Origin of the sequence: Ornithinimicrobium flavum (assembly GCF_004526345.1) — a bacterium.
GTDB lineage: Bacteria > Actinomycetota > Actinomycetes > Actinomycetales > Dermatophilaceae > Ornithinicoccus > Ornithinicoccus flavus.
Window position 1 is genome coordinate 1,745,279 of the sequence record NZ_CP038213.1, and the last position, 19,883, is coordinate 1,765,161.

General features: G+C 69.8%; 17 protein-coding genes and 2 pseudogenes. 5 read left to right on the forward strand and 14 right to left on the reverse strand.

Annotated elements, in window-relative coordinates; translation table 11 throughout:
- Nucleotides 1–12 precede the first annotated feature (12 nt).
- Nucleotides 13–759, forward strand: coding sequence for a DNRLRE domain-containing protein (locus E3Z34_RS08130; protein ID WP_158288644.1), 747 nt, complete (start codon nt 13–15; stop codon nt 757–759).
- A gap of 12 nt (nt 760–771) precedes the next feature.
- Here the strand turns inward: E3Z34_RS08130 and E3Z34_RS20225 are convergent, their stop codons facing one another.
- From E3Z34_RS20225 to E3Z34_RS08180, 9 genes are all read right to left on the reverse strand, one after another.
- Nucleotides 772–969, reverse strand: coding sequence for an integrase core domain-containing protein (locus E3Z34_RS20225; RefSeq protein ID WP_420818993.1), 198 nt, complete (start codon nt 967–969; stop codon nt 772–774).
- A gap of 249 nt (nt 970–1,218) precedes the next feature.
- A complete protein-coding gene (locus tag E3Z34_RS18800; RefSeq protein WP_238695415.1) occupies nt 1,219–1,794 on the reverse strand; it encodes a tyrosine-type recombinase/integrase in 576 nt (191 codons plus the stop codon).
- On the reverse strand, nt 1,761–2,135 hold the full coding sequence (locus E3Z34_RS08150) for a hypothetical protein (protein WP_134773203.1): 375 nt from the start codon (nt 2,133–2,135) through the stop codon (nt 1,761–1,763). Before E3Z34_RS08150 ends, E3Z34_RS18800 begins: the two co-directional genes overlap by 34 nt.
- 520 nt (nt 2,136–2,655) lie before the next feature.
- Nucleotides 2,656–4,935 (reverse strand): ABC transporter permease family protein, encoded by a 2,280-nt coding sequence (locus E3Z34_RS08155; RefSeq protein ID WP_134773204.1) that lies wholly within the window; start codon nt 4,933–4,935, stop codon nt 2,656–2,658.
- Complete coding sequence (locus tag E3Z34_RS08160) at nt 4,932–5,582, reverse strand: ABC transporter ATP-binding protein (protein WP_202977057.1); 651 nt, start codon at nt 5,580–5,582, stop codon at nt 4,932–4,934. Before E3Z34_RS08160 ends, E3Z34_RS08155 begins: the two co-directional genes overlap by 4 nt.
- Nucleotides 5,583–5,629: 47 nt before the next feature.
- Nucleotides 5,630–6,019 (reverse strand): hypothetical protein, encoded by a 390-nt coding sequence (locus E3Z34_RS08165; RefSeq protein ID WP_134773206.1) that lies wholly within the window; start codon nt 6,017–6,019, stop codon nt 5,630–5,632.
- Between the two features lie 1,017 nt (nt 6,020–7,036).
- Complete coding sequence (locus tag E3Z34_RS08170) at nt 7,037–8,116, reverse strand: AAA family ATPase (RefSeq protein ID WP_134773207.1); 1,080 nt, start codon at nt 8,114–8,116, stop codon at nt 7,037–7,039.
- A complete protein-coding gene (locus tag E3Z34_RS08175; RefSeq protein ID WP_158288645.1) occupies nt 8,113–9,156 on the reverse strand; it encodes an integrase core domain-containing protein in 1,044 nt (347 codons plus the stop codon). The genes E3Z34_RS08170 and E3Z34_RS08175 overlap by 4 nt, the downstream gene beginning before the upstream one ends.
- 34 nt (nt 9,157–9,190) lie before the next feature.
- The gene (locus E3Z34_RS08180) at nt 9,191–10,558 is read right to left on the reverse strand and encodes an IS256 family transposase (protein ID WP_420818994.1); all 1,368 of its coding nucleotides are present in this window, start codon (nt 10,556–10,558) and stop codon (nt 9,191–9,193) included.
- Nucleotides 10,559–10,753: 195 nt separating this feature from the next.
- Between E3Z34_RS08180 and E3Z34_RS08185 the strand changes: the two are divergent.
- From E3Z34_RS08185 to mobF, 3 genes and pseudogenes are all read left to right on the forward strand, one after another.
- Nucleotides 10,754–11,560, forward strand: a pseudogene (locus tag E3Z34_RS08185) (ISL3 family transposase); the annotation flags it as partial.
- A gap of 7 nt (nt 11,561–11,567) precedes the next feature.
- Nucleotides 11,568–11,774: pseudogene (locus E3Z34_RS08190) on the forward strand (IS3-like element ISAar45 family transposase); the annotation flags it as partial.
- 260 nt (nt 11,775–12,034) lie between these two features.
- Nucleotides 12,035–15,847: a MobF family relaxase gene (gene mobF, locus E3Z34_RS08195; protein ID WP_134773210.1), complete on the forward strand. Its 3,813-nt coding sequence runs from the start codon at nt 12,035–12,037 to the stop codon at nt 15,845–15,847.
- A 58-nt stretch (nt 15,848–15,905) separates the two neighbouring features.
- On the opposite strand, the gene E3Z34_RS08200 is transcribed toward mobF, so the two are convergent.
- From E3Z34_RS08200 to E3Z34_RS17680, 3 genes are read right to left on the reverse strand one after another with little or no spacing between them, the layout of a single operon-like run.
- Nucleotides 15,906–16,253, reverse strand: coding sequence for a type II toxin-antitoxin system PemK/MazF family toxin (locus E3Z34_RS08200; protein WP_338043798.1), 348 nt, complete (start codon nt 16,251–16,253; stop codon nt 15,906–15,908).
- A complete protein-coding gene (locus E3Z34_RS08205; RefSeq protein ID WP_134773212.1) occupies nt 16,225–16,422 on the reverse strand; it encodes a hypothetical protein in 198 nt (65 codons plus the stop codon). Before E3Z34_RS08205 ends, E3Z34_RS08200 begins: the two co-directional genes overlap by 29 nt.
- A 19-nt stretch (nt 16,423–16,441) precedes the next feature.
- Entirely contained in the window at nt 16,442–17,212 is a 771-nt protein-coding gene (locus E3Z34_RS17680) for a hypothetical protein (RefSeq protein ID WP_158288646.1), read from the reverse strand.
- 583 nt (nt 17,213–17,795) lie between these two features.
- Here E3Z34_RS17680 and E3Z34_RS08210 point away from each other — a divergent pair.
- Nucleotides 17,796–18,203 (forward strand): helix-turn-helix domain-containing transcriptional regulator, encoded by a 408-nt coding sequence (locus E3Z34_RS08210; RefSeq protein WP_134773213.1) that lies wholly within the window; start codon nt 17,796–17,798, stop codon nt 18,201–18,203.
- Nucleotides 18,204–18,209: 6 nt separating this feature from the next.
- Here E3Z34_RS08210 and E3Z34_RS08215 read toward each other — a convergent pair whose 3' ends face one another.
- Together E3Z34_RS08215 and E3Z34_RS08220 are read right to left on the reverse strand one after the other, a co-directional pair.
- A complete protein-coding gene (locus E3Z34_RS08215) occupies nt 18,210–18,647 on the reverse strand; it encodes a hypothetical protein (protein ID WP_134773214.1) in 438 nt (145 codons plus the stop codon).
- A gap of 59 nt (nt 18,648–18,706) precedes the next feature.
- The gene (locus tag E3Z34_RS08220) at nt 18,707–19,867 is read right to left on the reverse strand and encodes a tyrosine-type recombinase/integrase (protein ID WP_134773215.1); all 1,161 of its coding nucleotides are present in this window, start codon (nt 19,865–19,867) and stop codon (nt 18,707–18,709) included.
- Nucleotides 19,868–19,883: the final 16 nt, after the last annotated feature.

Here is a 19,883-nt window from a genome sequence, read left to right on the forward strand (position 1 = left end):
GGAGGTCGTCAGGTGACATGGCGGCTGCCGGTCAAGGGCAAGCCGGTTCTGGAGGAGACCACTGCCCGGTACGTCGACGCGTGGCCGGGGATTGACGTGGTCGTCGATGCCCGCCGGTCGGGGTTCGAGCAGACGTTCGTCGTCACTAACCCCGCCGCCGTGGACGGGTTGCCGGGCGGGGACAAGGTGTCCTGGTCCGTCCCCTTATTGACCAAGGGCCTGACCGCCCGCGCAGGTGAGGAAGGCACGGTCGAATTCGTTGACGCCAAAGGCACCGTGGTCTCTACGATCGTGGCCCCGGTCGCCTTCGACGCCGAGATGGATGACCGCTCGGGCCTGCCGGCTAACACCACCGTGGTCGACCTGGAGGTGGTCCCCACCGCAGGGAAGGGGCAGGCCGAGCTGGTCGTGTCGGTCGACCGGAAGTGGCTGGCCGACCCGGCCCGTGTCTTCCCGGTCACCGTGGACCCGACCTACGCCCTCTTGAGCGTTGCCCCGTCGATGGACACCTACGTGCTGAAGTCGGCTACGTACCAGACGTACGCGAGCGATGACGAGCTGCTGGTCGGCACCTACAACGGCGGGGGTGACATCGCCCGGTCGTTCCTGAACTTCCCCACCTCAGCGATCGTGGGCAAGCAGGTCATGAGTGCGAACCTGTCGCTGTACGAGCACTGGTCCTGGTCCTGTACCGCCAGCGCGGTCGGGGCGCACGCGACCACCGAGACGGTGTCCTCGAGTGTGACGTGGCCGACGTGAACCACCCCGGGTTCAGTGGAGAGTCGTGTGTGCTTCGGCGGCGGTCGCCGTCGAAGGGTTGCGGGCAGCGTAGTAGGCGTTCTCGTACGCTGCGGGTGCGAGGTAGTCGCACCAGGTGTGCGGGCGGGTCGTGTTGTACCAGTCGACCCAGCGCAGGACCTCGAGCTCGACGTGCTCGAGCGTGCGCCGCGGCCCCTGGCGGCGGATCAGCTCGGTCTTGAAGACCCGGTTGAGCGCCTCGGCGGCGGCGTTGTCGTAGGATTATCCGGCTATTCGGGGCCTTGGTGGTGGCGCGGTCGGACGTGTTGTGCTGTTGGTCACGCGGGGGTGCGGCGTGTCGCTGCTTGCTCGATGTGGTGTTGAGCCTGCTGATCAGGCGTAGGTGTCGTTCGGTCTCGGCGTCCCAGCCTCGGTCGGTGGCGTCCTGAGCGAGGACGGCGGCGTCGTCGCGCTGGGCGGTCAGGACGGGGATGTGCTCGATGGTGGTCCGGTAGGCGGGGCAGTGCTCGCACAGGTTGGCGTAGGCGCAGGGCCCTGCGCCGGGGCGCGAAGGCAGTAGCCGCCGGCCAGGGCGGTCTTGATGGTCGCGGTGGTGCGCCAGTCGTCGCCGTGGTCCGGCTCGTCGGTGCCGCGGTCGGGCGTGGGTAGGGGGCCGAGGCGCGACTTGGCCAAGCTCAGGGCGCGTTCGTACTCGGCGCGGACGGTGCTGTCGAAGAGGCGGGCGTAGCGCAGGCTCATCTCGGCGCTGACGTGGCCGAGGATGACCATGAGTGCTTGCAGGGAGACGCCGGCGTTGACCAGGGCGGTGGCGTAGGTGTGCCGCAGCTGGTGAGGGGTGATGTGTCCGAGCCCGGCGGCGCCGGCGGCCCGGTCGAGCTCGGCGCGCAGCCGGTTCTGGCTGAGCCGGTGGCCGTGGGCGGTGAACAGGAAGTCGGCGGGGCGTCCGGTGCGTGGGTGCGGGATCGGGCGGCCAGGGCTGCGGGTGGTGCTGATGCGGTCGATCAGGGTGAGGGTCTCGGTGTCGATCGGGACCATCCGCTCGGTGTCCAGCTTGCCGAGGGGACCTTGAGCCAGGAGCCGGCGCCGGGGACGTCGATGACGGCGTCGAGCTCGAGGTCGAGCAGCTCGCCGATGCGCAGGCCACAGGCGCGTTGCAGCAGCAACGCGTCGGCGGCCAGCCGGTGGGGTGAGTCGGTGAGTGCCTGGGTCAGGGCCTGGTCCGCGGCCGGTGGCAGGAACCGGGGCAGGGGCTGGGGCAGGCGCGGGTTGTCGGAGGCGTAGAGCAGCTTGCGCGGTGGTGCTTCGGGCCAGTCCCACTCGGTGATGTCGGAGCAGAAGTTGGCCACTGCCAGGATCCGTCGTGCTTGCTCGGGCACGGACAGGACGCTGCCGGACTTGGTGTTCTCGCCGGGTGAGCGCGACCAGCCACGGTTCGATGTGCCTGACTCGGTCCAGGCCCGCGGGGGTGAGGTCGGGGTCGAGGGTGGTGACGAAGGTGCCGAAGTGGGCGAGCCTGGTAGCCAGGAGGAGACGGTGGCCGTTTTGCAGGTCACGACTTGCGGTCTAGGTAGCGCACCAGGATCGAGTGCATCGGCTCGGGCACGCCGCCCAGGCGTCGGGCGAACGGCCAACGCTGCTCCCACGGCGCAGGCGGCGCGGGGAGCACGCCGTGGTGGATGTAGGTTCTCGCGCGATCTGTCGGGGGAGTGGTTCGTTGAACTGCGGCGACGTAGGTCAACGTACTGTGGCCGGTCTCACTTTCTTGTCCAGATCCCCAGCTTGTACCTGCCCACCGGATGGTCGGCCTGCTGAATGACCGCCCCGGAAGTCCGGAGACTCCCGCGCTCGGGATTGCTGCGGCTGAATGCGTTCTGGCTTGGCCGAGTTGGCTTGCGGCTATTCGCCGGGCAGCTCGTTCAATCGGGCTGATTTCGGGATAGCTAGGGCGGCGGTGGCACCTGCCGCGGTCGCGAGAATGATGGCGGGCACGAGTGGCCACAATCCGATCAGGCCTGCTCCGGAGGGACTGCCCAGGCTGTACAGCAGGCTGCTCGCGCAGGAGATGCCTATCAGCAAGGCAAGAACCGTCCCAAGAGCCATCGGGGCGCTCACGGAGAGCAGCACGGCTGTTCGGAGAGTACGCGTCGGCGTTCCCATCGCCTGCACGACCGCAGTGCTGGTGGACCTCCTCACGATCCCAGTGAGCGCGGAGGCGAACAATGCTGCTGCGGCGGTGAGGAAGGTGCCGGTAGCCCCCCACAACATGAGGCTGTAGTACTCGCGCAGCTGTCCGTCGTAGCCCTCTTGTGACGTGGCTCGGGTCGCGACCTGCGAGGTGGGGTCCGTCGTGAGCGCGGCGGTGCGAACCTGCGTGAGAGCCGCGGGGTCGGTGGTCCGAACCAGTACGAGGGTGGGCCGAAAATCGGATACATCCAGTCCTGCCCGCGCGGAGTCGATGATCAGGTGTGGTCTGTCTGTCGCGGCGGTCGCGGTGCGCAGTTCTGGTGAGGCGTCCGGTACGGGAAGGGATTCTGTTTCGTCCGGGTCTGGCGCTGCGGTCAGCGACCGCAGGGTTGCCGGGGCCAGTCCGGTGACCTGCAGGGACGGGTCCTGCAATGCGGCTTCCGCTGCGGGCGTGGTCCAGGCAGCCGAGGAGTCGTCGCAGTTGATCTCGGCCAACTCAGCTGCGGTGGCGATCTGGCGGCAGTCTCCGATCCACGCTGTCAATGGGTGCTGACCAGTCTGGACGGTACCTTCGATCACGGAGGCTGCGGCTTGGACTCCTGTGATCTGGCGGAGATCATCGACGAGAGCGGACACCTGGTCGGTGGACAGGGCCCGGGCCTCGATGGTGACTGTTCCCGGGGGTTGCTGGATGACGGGGTAGGGAAGTGCGGCCACGGCGGTGGGGTTGAGCATGACGAACACTGTGGCGACGAAGACGGCCAGGGAGGCGGCCACGACGCCTCTGGCGGTACTCCAGGGGGCGGCCTCCAGCCACCCGCCGGAGAGAACCAGGGCGGGTCGGCGCGAGGAGAGCATCCACCGGCCAGTCCTGCGGCCTAACCACGGGAGCACCAGCACCAGACCCGTTCCGCCGAGCGCCATGAGCAACAGGGTCTGCCGCGTGCCGGAGAAGATTCCGGCCCAGCCCAGCGTCAATGCACTGGCGAGGAGCAGGAACCCGACCGCGGCGGGCCATCCCGTTGGTATCTGCTCTCGAGCGGTGACCGTTGAGATGAGCGGTTGGCGTACTGCCGAGCGGGCAGTGCGCAGCCCAATCCCGGTGACGATCAGAGGTAAGCCCGCGGCGATCAGCAACACGAGGAGCCATGCCGGGGTTAGGTCACTGGAAAATGGTGCAGGTTCACCGACCAGGAGGCCCGCCAACGCCGGCCGCAACCCGAGGAAGGCCGCTCCGCCCAGGAGGATCCCGAGGATGCTAGCCATCAGCGTCTCACCAGCGACGATACGGCGGATGACCGCGGCGGGGGCGCCGGCGATGACGAGGTTGGCCATGCGCCTGCGGTGTGCCTGGGTCAACGCTGAGGTGGCCGTGTAGGCGAGCAAGAGCGGCGGCACCAGCAGTGCCACACCGGCCAGGGACAGCAGAAGGGTCAGCGTCGTGGACGAGGCGGGTGCCGCCTCGTGAGAGAGCTCCGTGATGGGGACAGCCACCGGGTCGAGTTGCTGCTCTGTGGCACCGCGGACTGCCATCAGGTGGTTTGGCCCTCGGAGGGAGTCAGCGGAGATCTCGCCGACGACCTCGCCATACCGTTCCGAGACCTCCGGGTGCTGCGCCAGCGCATCCTGCAATGCAGGTGAGATGAGCGTTTCGCCTGGCGCGGGAAACCGGGGGATCCCGGCGGGGGGAGCCACACCCTCGCCGTGCGTGGCCACGTTGACCACGGTCACCCGCTGACCAGCCACGTAGTCCACCACCGGGTGGACATATACGTAGTCGGCAGTTGTCTCTGGGTCGGCCTGTGCCGTCCAGTCCCGTGGAAACTGCGTCCACGCCAACCGGTCCTCTTGGCTCTGAAAAGCTGCCGGGACGCTGGCCATCGCCAGCAGCACCACGGCAGCCAATGCGGCCGTGGCCACCAGGACCGCGGTTAACGCCCACTGCACGGGCCCGGCGCCCCGCCACAGGCGGCTCACGAGCCAGAACGTCACGGTCTGAGACTCTCGGTAGCCAGCGTGCCATCGTGCAGGTGCAGCTGGCGGTCGGCACGTCGGGCCACACCCTCCTCGTGGGTTACGAGAACCAAGGAGGCGCCGGTTTGCCGGGTGGAGCGGCACAACAGGTCCAGCACGTCCTGAGACGTGCGCGAGTCCAGCGAACCGGTCGGCTCGTCTGCCAACACAACCAGCGGCTCGGTCACCAGGGCTCGGGCCACTGCCACCCGCTGTCGCTGACCTCCAGAGAGCTGATGCGGATAGCGGCTGACCATCTCGCTCAATCCCACCTCACCGAGCATGGCTCGAGCCTGCTCCGTCGCACGGTGACGGTGTGCACCTCCCAGCAGCAGTGGCAACGCCACGTTGTCACCGGCAGTCAACTCAGCAACGAGTTGACCGAACTGGAAGATGAGGCCGACGTTCTCGCGGCGAAACGTCGTGCGCGCATCCGCGGCCAACTGATAGACCGGGGTGCCCTCAACGATCACCTCGCCCTCGGACGGCGGAAGTAGTCCAGCAAGGGTCAGAAGCAGCGTCGACTTCCCAGATCCGCTGGCCCCTCTGACGCTGACGATCTCCCCCGGGCGAATGTCCAGGTCGAGCCCGCACAGGACGGGAGTCTCGTCATACCCTGCGTGCACTCCGCTGCACCGGACCGCAATCCCGTCAGTTGGGCTCTTGCTCAGGCTCAGACGTCCACCTCACGAAGGTAGATGTACGCGTTGGTGCCGTTGCGCCATGGGAAAGTGAAGTACTCTCGCTCACCCTGTGGGCAGGCATACCGGCTGTAGTCCGTGGCCGTGGAGATGTTGTAGGAGGCGTAAACCTGGGCGCATTGGCCGTCATTGTCAGTGTCGATGACGTTCCCGTTGACCCGGATCTGAGTACCGGCGCTATTCCTGCACTCCCGCACCTGGGCTTCACCACCCGATGTTTCGATGGTGTAGTACCTGCCACACTGTCCAGGGCCGGGCGGCGGCGGGACCGCAGTCGGCTCAACGGTGGACGAGCTCTCCACTGGTTGCGCCGAGGCCGTGACGGCCGCTGGTCCGACCGCGAGGACCGCGCTGGAGAGCACGAGAAGGGTGGTCCGAAGGTGTTTCGTAGGCGACAAGGAGCCATCCGATCCTGAATGGTGAGCCATGTGCAGTTCCCCTGCGTTGGCTGCTGAGAGCCTCACCACCGCCCCCAGGCCAGACGACAACCCAACCAACAGGACACATCCTGCTCCTGTCCGGGACAGTCCGTCAATGGCTGTCGCTTGCAGTTTCGTGCTTGGCTCCCGCCCGGTCGGAGGCAGGGTCGTCCGGGTGGGTGGTTGCGGCCGTGGCCAGGGCGGTCGCGTCATCAGGCTCGGGCGGTTCCGCGGGTGCCTCGCGCGGGTCCTGCCCGCCGCGGGTGCGGCGTCACCTCGGCTGGGGTTGTTCCCCGCAGACGAGCGGGCACACCCAGGGTGGGGGGGGGTCGTCGCCAGCCACGCGGTGCTGGCGAACGGCTGCGCCCCGCACCCGGGACAGACACCCACCAGGCGCACGTGGTGGGTGAGGCAGATCGTGGGTAGGCGGGTCAGCCACCACCGCGGCCAGGCGCCCGCGGTGTCGTTCAGGCAGTGCGGGCAGAACCGGAACGCCGGGGGCGGGCAGGCGACCGATCCGGTAGGTGGTCGCGTAGCGCAGCACCTCCGCCTCAAGGTACTCGGTGGGCGACCGGACGTGCCCCTCGCAGGTGAACGCATGGTGAGGGCCCAGTTAAGCGGTGAGGGCCTGAGCGTGGGCGCGCAGGTGCTGCTCGATCCGGGGCGGGGACGCGGCGACCTGCCGGATACCCAGGGCCGTCAGGGTCGCCGAGGTGTCATCCCGTAGCGGTGCGCGATCCGCCATAGCCAGGACGCGGGGCGCTCACCGGGCGCTGGCGGGACGGCGATGGGCCAACGGGTGATGTCGTAGCCACCGGCCACGCCCCGCAACGACCTGTGGGGACGGGGCAGATGTGGCTGTGCCGGGACGGGGGTGGGACGAGGTCGTGCAGGCGGCGTGGACCGGAGGCGTCGGGTTGTGCCCGTCGGGGACCTCCCGCGGCCAGAGGCAGGGGCGGGTCAGCTGGTGCTGGCCAGGGTCTGGGCGGCATTGTCGGTGGTGACGGTCTCGATGAGGTCGGCGGTGATGGTCTCGGTGCTGGTGGCGATGGCCAGGTAGCAGGCTCGGTCGAGCAGGTTGGTCAGGGAGCCGATGCAGCCTTGGGTGCGCCGGTGCAGGAGCTGGGCGTGGTCGGTGAGCATGCCGGGGTGGGCGTCGGCGAGCAGGACGTGCTGTTCGAGGGCGGCCAGCAGCGCGGTCCAGGCGCGGGCCCCGGGCGTGGTGGTGATGGTGAACGGGGCGACCTCGCAGCGGGTGGCGCGCCGGGAGGTCTGGGCGTAGGCGGCGTGTTCGCCGAGCAGGCCTTCGTCGAAGAACTTCTTCTCCCGCAGGCGCACTCCCACGTAGAGGAAGGTCACCGGCATCTCGTTGGCCAGGCCCTTGAGGTGGTTGGAGACTTCCTGGCCGTGGCGGTGCTTGAAGTCGATGAAGTGCAGGTCGTCGATGACGATGACCTGGGTCTGGCAGGAGGTCACGCAGTCCACCGCCAGCGCTCCGAGCTCGCCGCGGGTGGCGCGGGTGGCGGCCGGGTGGCCGTAGAAGCGCAGCAGCTTGGTGTTCATCCCTTTCAGGGTGGTGCCCGCGCTCAGCGGCAGGTAGGCCACTGGCAGGCGCTGGTGCCCTTCGGGGGTGCGTGGGCCGTGGCGGCGGATGACCTTGCGGTGGAAGTCGCGGGCGTAGCGGGTGGCGATGGTGGTCTTGCCCAGCGCTGGGGCGGCGTCGATGACCACGGCCCCGCGCAGCTTGTCGGCATCGCGCCGGCCTGAGGCCATGACCTGGTCGATGATGCTGTAGGCGCGGGACAGTTGGACGGTCTGCACGGTGGGCGGGTTGGCGTTCCACACGGACCGGGCGTCGTTGTAGTCCTCCAGCTCCTCTTCGCTCAGCCGGGTCATGTCGGTGCGGGAGAGCCGCTCCAGCGGGGTGCGGGGTGCGGCGTGCACGAACGCGTCCCAGCCCTGTTTGGTCGCCAGGTTGTAGCGGGCCGGCTCGTTCTCGCGCAGCCAGGCCGCCCACCGGTTGCCGGTTGCGGTGCTCACTCCTCGAACACCTCGAAGGCCTCCTGGTCGGGATGCTCGGCGTAGTACTGCTCGAAGACATCCAGGTCATCGGCCACCTGCGGGCCGGCGCTGCGCCGCTCCAGGTGTGCCAACAGGTCGACCACGCCCGGTGTCGAGGCCGCATCCGCCGCCGACTGCGCTGTCGTCGTGCTCGGGTTGCTGGTGGGTTGCGCGGCCAGGCGGCGGGCGAGGTTCTGCTCGCGGCGGCTGGTGAGCGCGCCCTTGCTGTACCGCGCCAGCAGATCGGCCAGGGCTGCGCCGGGGTCGACGTGCCGGTCGGTGTCCAGGCTCAGGCGACGGGTGTAGTCGGCGGCCTCGGCGCTGAACGGGCCGTCCAGGCCGGCAGCGTGCTCCCAGGTCAGGTCGTGCCAGGTCTGGGTGTCGGGGTCGCGGAAGTACACGGTGCGGACGTCGTCGTGGTCGACCATGATCGGCCACCGGCCCGCATGGGCACCGCCGTAGGGTGACTTGGTGCCGCGGTGCAGGTTCAGCCCGGGCCCGTCGTAGCGGCGCCCGTCGACCTCCACGCCGTAGTGCTGGATGGTGCGCCAGGCGACGTCGAGGAACTCCATGCGCAGGTCCTGGCTCGCCGGCAGCCGCAGCACACCAGCGGCCGCCATCCCGCGGGCGAACATCTCGGCCGGCGAGAGTTCCACGTGGGGTAGCCGCGGGTCGCACAGGCCCTGGTGGGGGGTGTGGTGGTAGATCCCGACCCACTCGCGGATGATCGCCTCAAGCTCGGTCACGTAGTAGAACGCTTCGTTCTCCACGTCTTTGCCGCGGGAGTAGATGTCCGGTCCCTTGTAGGCGGTCAGGTGCTCGAGGAGCTGCTGGCGCAAGGTGCGGAAGAACCGCTCGATAGTCGGCTTGTCCGTCGGCTTGTGTGGTATCGCGGGCTGGATGTTGATCCCGAGGCGGTGGCACACGGCCTTGGTGTGCTGCGAGAGGTAGACCTTGCCGTGGTCGACCACGATCGTGTCCGGTAAGGCACCGATGGCCAGCGTGATCGAGCTTGTCAAGGGGTCTGTGTAAGTGAGTTGGGTCACATTGGGGTTACAGGTAGTTGTTGATGCGGTCGGGGTAGACGAGGGCGAGCTCGCCGAGGGCGGCCTTCCAGCCGGTGACGAGGGAGCCTTCGACGAGGCGGGGGACGGACTTGCGGTCCTTGCCCTTGGTGGCCTGCTTGGCGCGTTCTCGGGCGCGTTTGTCCTCGATGTTCATGATGGACAGCCAGAGGAGCTTGATGACGGCGTCGTCGCTGGGGAAGTGGCCGCGGTTCTTGATGATCTTGCGCAGCTGGTAGTTCAGGGACTCGATGGAGTTGGTGGTGTAGATGACCTTGCGCAGCGCTGGCCCGAAGGCCAGGAACGGGATGAAGCGGTCCCAGGCGTTCTCCCAGGTCGCCACGGCCGCGGGGTACTTCTTGCCCAGGTTGGAGTCGGCGAACGTAGCCAGGGCCATGAGGGCTGCGTCCTCGTCGGCAGCGGTGTAGATCGGCTTGAGCATCGCCGCGACGGCCTTGCGGTCGGCGTAGGAGACGAACCGCATCGAGGCGCGGATCAGGTGCACCACGCAGGTCTGGACCATCGCTCGCGGCCAGGTGGCCTCGATGGCCTCGGGGAAGCCGGTCAGACCGTCGCAGCAGACGATGAGGACGTCCTTGACGCCTCGGTTGGCCAGCTGGGCGCACACGCCGGCCCAGAACTTCGCGCCCTCGTTGGCCTGGACCCAGATGCCCAGGACGTGCTTGACGCCGTCCATGTCGACACCGATCGCGATGTGCGCGGCGCGGTTGGTCACGTGCGCGCCGTCGCGGACCTTGACCACGAGCGCGTCGAGGTAGATCACCGGGTAGAACGCCTCCAGCGGGCGGGACTGCCAGGTCTTGACCTCCTCGAGCACGGCGTCGGTGACGTTGCTGATCGTCTGGTGGGACAGCTCGGTGCCCAGCGTCGCGGCGAGGTGGTGCTGGATGTCGCGGACCGTCATCCCGCCGGCGTACAGGGAGATGATCATGTCCTCCAGCCCGCCCAGGCGCCGGGCGCCCTTGGGCACCAGCGCCGAGGCGAACGTGGAGCTGCGGTCCCGCGGCTGGTCCAGGCGGATGTCGCCGATCTCGGTGGACACCGTCTTCGGGGTCGTGCCGTTGCGGGAGTTGCCCGAGCCTCGCCCGGCCGGGTCGTGCCTGGCGTACCCGAGGTGGTCGGTCAGCTCGGCCGACATGCCCCGCTCCAGGACCGTCTTGATCATCTCCGGCAGGAACCCGCCGGACCCTGTCAGCGCGACGCCGCGCTCGTCGGCCGCCGCGAGCAGCTGGTCCACCAGCTCGTCGTCGAACAGCTCCCGGCGCAGCTGGCGCGCCTCGGCCCTCTCATCCTGCGCGAGGCCCTCCACGTGCTCGGTGGCCTTCTCATCCGTCATGCTCATCAGTCCATCTCCTTCAAGTTGAGGACCCCTCCCTTACACAGACCATTTGACACCCCCGTGGACACCGACAGTCACCACCGGCTGAGCAACAACCACCTCGTGGAGAGCCCGGTGCGGTGAGAGTCGCACGCCGGGTTCGGCGGGCGGTCCGGGGAAACGGAGCGACAGCAATGCCGCCACCGCGCCCCGGACCGACCCAACTGGCGGCACACGAGGAAGGGCGACAAGTACGTCACCGTCATCATCGACCTCACCCCGGTCCGCGACGGCACCGGCCCCTCCCGCCTCCTGGCCATGCTCGATGGACGCTCGACGAAGGCGTTCAAGGACTGGCTAGCGCAGCGGGACCGGGCCTGGCGCGACGGGATCGAGGTCGTGGCGATGGACGGGTTTGCCGGGTTCAAGACCGCAACGACCGAGGAGCTGCCGGACGCGGTCTCGGTGATGGACCCCTTCCATGTCGTCCGCCTCGCCGGCGATGCGTTGAACGAGTGCCGGCGCCGCGTCCAGCGGGAGCTGCACGGTCACCGCGGCCGCAAGGGCGACCCGCTGTACACCGCGGCAGACCCTGCACACCGGCGCCGACCTGCTCACCGAGCGCCAGTAGGAGCGCCTCGACAAGATCTTCGCCAGGCGACCGGCACGTGCAGGTCGAGCTCACCTGGGGCATCTACCAGCGGCTCATCGCGGCCTACCGCGACCCGGTGCGCACCAGCGGCGCCGCGGAGGCCCGTTCCGTCATCGACGCCCTCACCGACGGCGTCCCCGCCCCCCTCGTGGAACTGCGCAAGCTCAGACGCACCCTGGCCAAGCGCGCCGAAGACGTCCTGGCCTACTTCGAGCGGCCCCGCGCCAGCAACGGACCCACCGAGGCCGTGAACGGTCGCCGAACATCTACGCGGCCTGGCCCTCGGGTTCCGCAACCTCAGCAACTACATCGCCCGAGCCCTGCTCGAGGCCGGCGGATTCAGGCCCCGACTACACCCTGGATTGTGAAGAGCCCGATAACGCCGCCATGGATTCCTTCTTCGCCCTGCTCCGGAAGAATGTCCTGGACCGCCGCCGCTGGGCCACCCGCCAGGACCTACGCGTCAGCATCGTCACCTGGCTCGAGCGCACCTACCACCGGCAGACGCCAAGATGACTCGGTCGGTTGACGCCCATCGAGTACGAGGCCACCATGGCCCACGGCCGCCCCCAGGCGGCCTGACCCAACCTGTCACCTGTCCGTGCAGCAGTCCTAGGCGATCAACGGTCCTCATCGAGCTCCACCGTCGCATCGCCCGGAGGCCTCGCCCCGCCCTTCACCAGGCTTGACGGCCGAACGCCAGCTTCGACCCACCTGATCCGTACGCGCCGCGTACGCCCTGGAAGCCGACATTCTCGGCTTGGCTGAATACACACACCTCTTTCATCCTGGCCCGCTCCGTGGCCACTCGCCAGCTGGCTGCGGCCTTGGGGTGCGTGACGATGACGCTGCACAAGCTGTCGGCGGGGTCGGGGTATGAGTACCTCACCCGCCAGGTCGCGGCGGGGGACGACACCGGGATCGGTCGCCGCGGTCTGGAGGACTACTACGCGGCCAAGGGTGAGTCGCCCGGTCGCTGGGCCGGGTCCGGCCTGGTCGGGATCGACGGGCTCGAGTCCGGCGACCGCGTCACCTCGGAGCAGATGGCGAACCTGTTCGGCGCCGGCCGCCACCCGTTGACAGGTGTGGCGCTGGGCGCGCCCTACCGGGTCTACGACAGCGACGCAGGAGGGTTCGACGCGGAAGTCGCCCGCCGGCTGGACGCACGTGCTGACGACTCGACCGAGCCGGCGGAGCAGCTGGAGCAGGTCGCCGCAGCGCGCAGCGAGGTGGCACGGGAGTACTTCGTCCGCGAGCAGGGGAGGGAGCCGCGTGATGCCCGGGAGCTGGCTTCGGCGGTGGCTCGGTACTCGCGGCCGCAGCGGACCGCCGTGGCCGGGTATGACCTGACGTTCAGCCCGGTGAAGTCGGTGTCGACACTGTGGGCCATCGCCCCGCCAGAGATCTCCAGGACGGTCGCGGACGCGCACGACGCCGCGGTGCAGGACGCGCTGGCCTTCCTCGAGCGGCAGGTGCTGTACACGCGAGAGGGTAAGAACGGGGCACGCCAGGTCGAGACCAGGGGCCTGATCGCGGCGGCCTTCACCCACCGGGACTCTCGCGACGGCGACCCCGACCTGCATACCCACGTCGCAGTCGCCAACAAGGTGCAGACGCTCGAGGGCAAGTGGCTCTCGATCTACGGGCGGGTGCTGCACCAGCACGTCGTCGCCGCGTCGGAGATCTACAACACTGCCGTCGAGGCTCACCTGCGTGCTGCCCTGGGTCTGCGTTTCGCCGAGCGGCCGGGCGGGACCTGCGGGAAGCGGCCGGTCCGGGAGGTCGAGGGGGTCGACCGCGCGCTGTGCGAGCTGTGGTCCCGGCGCCGTGGTGACATCACCGCCCGGCAGGACGTGCTGTCGGGGGAGTTCCAGGAGGCGCACGGGCGGCCGCCGACACCGGTGGAGCAGATCGCCCTGGCCCAGCGGGCCAACCTGGAGACCCGGACGGCCAAGCACGAGCCGCGATCCCTGACGGCCCAGCGCGAGACGTGGTGGGCGGAGGCGGCCGGGGTCCTCGGGATGGAGGGGATCGAGCAGATGGTGACGACCGTGCTGGGCCAGGCAGGGCGCCCGACGCAGGAGGTCACCGACGAGTGGGTCGGCGAGGCGGCGCAGAGGGTGGTCGCCGAGGTCGAGGCGCGGCGGGCCACGTGGCAGGTCTGGCACCTGCAGGCCGAGGCCCAACGTCAGGTCCGTGGCCTGGACCTGCACCCGAGCATGGTCGCCGGCGTCGTGGGGCGGGTCGTCGACGCGGCGACGGTGGCGCGCTCGGTCAACCTCACCCCGGACCTGGATCCCATCGGCGAGCCGGACGGCTTGCGGCGACGCGACGGCACCAGCGTGTACCGCCACACCGGCAGCGACCACTACACCAGCCTTCGGGTCCTTCAGGCTGAGCAGCGGATCACCTCGGCCGCCGGCCGGAGCGATGGTGCTGCGCTCGCCCGTGAGGACGCTCAGCTCGCGGTGCTCGAGGCGTCCGTGCAGGGCAGGGACCTCAACCGCGGGCAGGCGGACCTGGTCCTGGCGCTGGCCTGCAGCGGTCGCCGGGTGCAGCTCGTCCTGGCCCCGGCAGGCTCCGGGAAGACCACCGCCGTGCGGGTCCTCGCCGACGCATGGCGCGGCCACGTCGGTCCAGTGATCGGACTCGCCCCGTCCGCGGCCGCCGCCACCGTGCTCGCCGAGGCGACCGGCGTACCGTCCGAGACCTTGGCCAAGCTCGTCCACGACCTCGACCACGAGCGCCCCTCGCAGCTGGACGAGGCAATCGGCCCGGACACCCTCGTGGTCGTCGACGAGGCGGGTATGGCGGACACGCTCACCCTGGACCGGGTGATCAGCCACGTCCTGGCCCGGGGCGCCTGCGTCCGTCTCATCGGCGACGACCAGCAGCTGGCCGCCGTCGGTGCCGGCGGAGTGCTCCGCGACATCGCCACCGCCCACGGCGCCGTACGCCTGGATGAGGTGGTCCGGTTCGCCGACCCCGCCGAAGCGCAGGCGTCCCTGGCGTTGCGGGCCGGCGACGCCTCCGCGCTCGGGTTCTACCTGGACCGGGACCGGGTGCACGTCGGGGACCTCGCCACCACCGTCGACGCCGTCTTCACCGCCTGGTCCCGGGACCGCGCCAGCGGACGGGACAGCCTCATGCTCGCACCCACCCGCGAGCTCGTCACCAGCCTCAACACCCGCGCCCGGGCCGCGCGCCTGGGAAACAGCACCCCCGGCCGCCAGGTGGCCCTCGCCGACGGCACGCACGCCTCCGCCGAGGACGTCGTCATCACCCGGCGCAACGACCGCCGGCTGGGCGTCGGGCGCACCGACTGGGTCAAGAACGGTGACCGGTGGACCGTCACCGCCGTCGAAGGACGAGCCCTGCGCGTCCGTAACCTCAGCTCCGGTCTGCGGGCCAGGTTGCCGGCGGGCTACGTCGCCGAGCACGTCGAGCTCGGGTACGCCTCGACCGTCCACACGGCCCAGGGGCTCACCACCGACACTGTCCACGGCATCGCCACCGGCCAGGAGTCTCGGCAGCTGCTCTACACCATGCTCACCCGCGGCCGGAACGAGAACCACGTACATGTCGTGTCGGCCATCGACACCGACGGGCACACCCTGCCGTTGATCGAGACGACCGACCCGGCCACCGCGACCGAGGTCCTGCAGGGCGTGCTCGCACGTGACGGCGCCGCGGTCTCGGCGACCACCGAGAGGGCACGAGCAGCCGACCCGGTGGCGTTGCTCCACGACGCGACAACCAGGTACGAGGACGGGCTCCTCGCCGGCGCCGAGAGACTCCTCGGCCCCGGCTGGGGCGATCACCTGGAGTCTGCCGCCGGCGCCCTGGTCCCAGGCCTGCCTCACGCCCCGGCCTGGCCCAGCCTGCGTGCGCACCTGATGCTCACCCAGGCCGACGGCCGCGACGCCCTCCGGTCGCTCACGGAAGCGTCCACCTACCGGGGGCTCGGCGACGCCCACGACCCTGCCGCAGTCCTGCTCTCGCGTCTGGACCGCGCACCGGCGCTCGGTCCACTCCCGTGGCTGCCCGCCATCCCCAAGCGGTTGGCCACCGACCCCGTCTGGGTCGACTACCTCACCGCCCGCGGGGAACGGGTCCGGGCCCTGGCCGCCCAGGTGCGCCAAGAAACCACCCCCGGGCAACCGTGGGCCGCGCCCCTCGCGCACCACATCAGCCCTGACCTCCTCGCCGACCTCGCCGTGTGGCGGGCCGCCCGAGGCGTCGACCACACCGAATCGCGCCCGGTCGGACCCTTGGACGGCGGGGGAGCGGCCGGCCGGTACGCACGCGGCCTCCTGTGCCGGGTCACCGGCCAGCTGCCCGACGCGCTCCGGCACTGGGAGCGTCTCATCGTCGAGCACGTCGGACACCGGGACTGGTTCACCCCGCAGCTGGCCCAGCGTCTCGACAGACTGCACCGTGCCGGCGTAGACGTACCCGACCGGCTGGAGCAGGCGAGAGCCCAGGGCCCGCTCCCGGACGACGAGGCCACCTCGGCACTATGGTTCCGCATGATCGACCCCCAGCAACAGCCCGCACCGACTTCCCGCAGGACCGAGCCGAAACGGATGCGGATGCGGCCAGAGGATCGCAGTCCTGCCCCCTCCGGTCCCGCCGTGCACGGTCCCAGCCGCTGAGCCCCGGATGTCAGGGGTTGCTGAAGGTGACCGACCGGAAGCCATCCCGCGCGGCCAGTCACAGATCCATGAGCAGCGCAAGCGTCTCGCGCACCTCGCCGAGGACGACCGGCCCGACGTTCCCCGTACGTCCCTGTATGCGCGTCGTGGCGACGGAGCGCACATGCTGGCACTGCGCCGACGAGGGCGCCACCAGCCGGTTGCCCTCGTCGGGATCGATGACCACCTCGGTGCTGCTGTGACGCAGCGTCCGGGGCACATGACGACCTGAAGGACGTTTGGTTCCCCGCAAGACCCGACCCGCGGTCACAACGATGGCCGGCCGCCGGATTCCCGCCCGGCTCCCCGAGGGATTTCCAGGACCTAGTCCGACGACATCACCCGGCGTCAGCACCCAGCCACGCACTCTCTTCGGCCGTGAGGTCAGCCGCCAGGTCGCGCCCCATCGCGTCCTGACGCAGCGCCCGGACCGCGTTGCTCACGGTCTCATCGATCGTCTCGTGGCGCTCGGCCGCGAGCCGGGTCACCCGTGCGTGCGTGTCCCGCCTGATACGGATCGTCGTCGTCTCAGCCATAACATCAGCGTAGTCACCATCACTGGGTCGACCGGCGGAACGCCTCGAGGCCGGCGACGGCCCTGGCTGCCCGGCGGCGGACCGTGCGTGCCGACGCTGCGTAGTCCTCGGCGACGAGCTCGGCCACCGACGGGGTCATCAGCCCGCCCCGGCCCCGTCGTGCAGGTACGTCGAGCCGCGCCGCCTCCCGGGCCACGTCCAAGAGCAGGGCGCGGTCCTCGCGGGTCAGAGCGCCCGCCTGGGCAGCGTCCTCGAGAAGCTCAGCCAGCTCGCGCTCGGGGTCCGGCCCGGTCTCGAGGTCGGGCGCCTCCGGGACCGTCCCCATCGGGACCGTCGAGGCCCAGATGCGGTCGCGACGCAGCGCCGCCTCACCGACACCGAGGTCGGCCATCACCTCGCGCCGGGTCCGGGCCAGCAGCGTGGCCGCGACGCGTCGCGGCGGGTCGCCGCGGTAGGCCCGGACCGTCAGCCACAGCTGTCCGGCGACCAGAGCGTCGATGTCGGGGGAGAGGTCGGCCAGCTGCCGTGCCAGGTTCACGGCTCCCGGGACCAAGAGCCAGGTGGTCACCGAGACCGCTCCCGCGTCGTGCTCGGCCGTGCGCGCGAGTGCCGCCAGCACCGCATCCCTCCCTTCCGGTGCCGTGTGCCACAGCCAGCGCGGCAGGTCGAGCAGGTCCGAGACGACCAACAGCCCCGGTTCGGTCCGGCCCCAGTCATGCCAGTGGTCCCGCGCCCACCGCATGGGCGGTCGCTCGTGGGTGTCCACGCCAAGACAGATCGCTAAGCTCATCGTCGTCTCCTTCCACACCGCGTCGATGTGGCCCAGACGATGACGTGAGTGCGCTCCCGGTTACGTCTCCGGAAGCGTCCCCCCTGCGCTCCCGCCCGCGCCCCCAGACGGCGTCGTCCCGTCTCTCGCTGGGCATGCCCGCGTGACTCTGCTGCCGCCGTTTGCGCAGGTCACGGTGCGTCCCCCCCGACGTCCCTACCAACGTCTCCCCCCTGGTGCGGGCGCGTCTCTGGTCCTTCGTCAGGGCAGCCGTCGCCTGAGCTCCCCTGTTGAGCATCGCCGCAGGTCAGGGCCACGTCTCTGGGAAAGTCGGCTACGTCTCCGGGAAAGTCCCGTGACGTCCCTGGAAAAGTCGGCTACGTCCATGGAAAGTTGATGGAGGCCCGGTAGTGCGGGGCGACTTCGAGCCCTCAGGGCTGGCCCCTCGAGCCGGCGGGAATTCCGCCGGGGCCCTCTTCGTCCGGCGCGGGAGCGGGTCAGCGGTCGATGGAGCCCGTGAGGTCGTGGATCTTGCCGTCGGTCCGACACGCTGCGATGTGTACCATTTATGATACGCTTGCGGGGTTGTTAGAAGGTGAGGCGAATGACCAAGCACACCGCGTTCTGGGACGACCTGAACCGCGACCTCCAGGACCCAGAGTTCCTCCGCGAGTACGTGACGCACTCCGTGCGGATCTCCACCATCGACTCGGTCGTCAACGCCATCGACGCCGCGCGCGAGGCTGCGGGGCTGTCCAAGGCCGAGCTGGCACGGGCCATCCAGAAGGAACCAGCGACCATCCGTCGCCTGCTCTCCTCTGAGAGCGCCAACCCGACCCTGGGCACGCTGGCCGAGGTGGCGGCTGCCCTCGGGCTGCGCATCACCGTCGAACCCATTCCCCGGGCCGAGCGAGGCCTGATCACCCAGCCCTTGCTCGAAGGCCGGACAGCTGACCCGATGAAGCTCGCCGAGCACCTGGACACGCTGCGTGCGCCCAAGCTTCCCGCCTGACGGCCCTTAGATCACGGACCGGGGGTTCCGCTTGCGGTACTCCGCGCCCAGCCTGCGGACCGCGTCGTAGTCGGCATCCGACAACGTCGTCCGGAACGGCTTATCTCGCCCGTCGACGACAACGAGGAGCGGCTTGTCCTTACCCTTGGCGTCGTAGTCCAGGAGGCAGAAGAGCCGGTAGTGGTGACGTCTGGGCCCGTCCATCCGAACCTCGAACCAGCCGCTCATGTCGCCCTTCATCGCCTCCCAGTAGCCGCCGCCGGCGAACCTCTTCGGTGGTGCGGTCGCGACGGCGACCAGGGCGGCTCGCATTTTGGAGCGCACGCCGACCGGGTATGAGTTCAGCGCCTCCCGGCCTGGAGCGCGCTGTTCCGGGTCGTCGTCCTTGTGGCGCCTGAAGAAGACGATCGCATGCGCATCGTCGGACGACGGACCGGTGCGCACCTCGGGTGCCTTCGACATCGGCGTGGGCGCCTTGCGGCGACCACGCCGATCGGGACTCATCACGGAGCCGTCCTGCCGTGCAGCTCGGACAGCCGCCGCGCGATCTCGGCGTCGCGGTCGGCGGCGGCGTGCTGGTAGCGCATCGCCGCGCCTGGGGTGGAGTGACCGAGCCGCCCCATGAGCTCGGCAAGGGTCGCGCCGGTCTGGGCCGCGAGGACCGCGCCGGTATGGCGCAGGTCGTGCCAGCGCAGGTCCGGACGGCCGGCGGCCTTCCTCGCCGGGTAGTAGACCTTGTAGAGCGTGGACGGGGCCATGTGCCGGTCGCTGTCGGCCGCGGCGGGGAAGAGCAGCGCGTCCTTGCCGGTGGCGGTGTGCTGAGACAAATGCGCCTTGACCGTGGCGAGCAGATGTGGCGGGATCGCGACGTCGCGAACGCCCGCATCGCTCTTGGGTGGGCCAATGATGAACTCGCCGGCGACGCGCACGACGGCACGACGGACCTTGACCCGCCCCGTCCGCAGGTCGATGTCACCGCGGCGTAGCTCGGCCAGCTCTCCGAAGCGGAGTGCACACCATGCGGCCAGCAGCGCCATCAGGCGGTAGCGGTCGGGCAACTCCGTGACGATCCTCTCTAGTTCCTGCAGCGTCGCAGGCTCCACGTGGTGGGCCCGCTTCGCGTTTCCGGCACCGCGGATGTGAGCAGGGTTGTACGGGATGAGGGGAGTGGGCCGCACAGACGCGGCTCCGGCGAGGATCGTCCGCAGCAGGCTGTACGCCTGCGCCCTGACCGTGTCCCGGCCCAGAGCGACCTGGTCGTACCAGGCGTTGACGTCCTCGTGCGTGATCCGGTCGATCCGCTCCTCGCCGAACGTCGGATAGATGAACCGCTCCAGCAGCATCCGGTACTGCTGACCGGTCGTCGGGCGCAGCTCGCGGCCCCGGGTGCGGCGGGTCTCCAGCCACAGCTCGGCGTACGCGCGGAACGTCGGGGATTCCCGTCGCCGTGCGCCTTGAGCGGCGGCCTGTGGCGCCCAGACCTCCATCCCGATCTCGGCTCGGCGCGCGGACAGCCAGGCGATGGCGTCGTCCTTCGCGTCGAAGGTCATCGGCGCCCGGTAGAGACGACCGTCTGGCCCGGTGTAGGCAGTCCGGTAGCGCCCCGACCTGAGCCGCTCGACGCGCCCGAACCCACGTCGGGACCGATGGTCGCTGCGAGTCAACTTGTGTCCTCCCAGT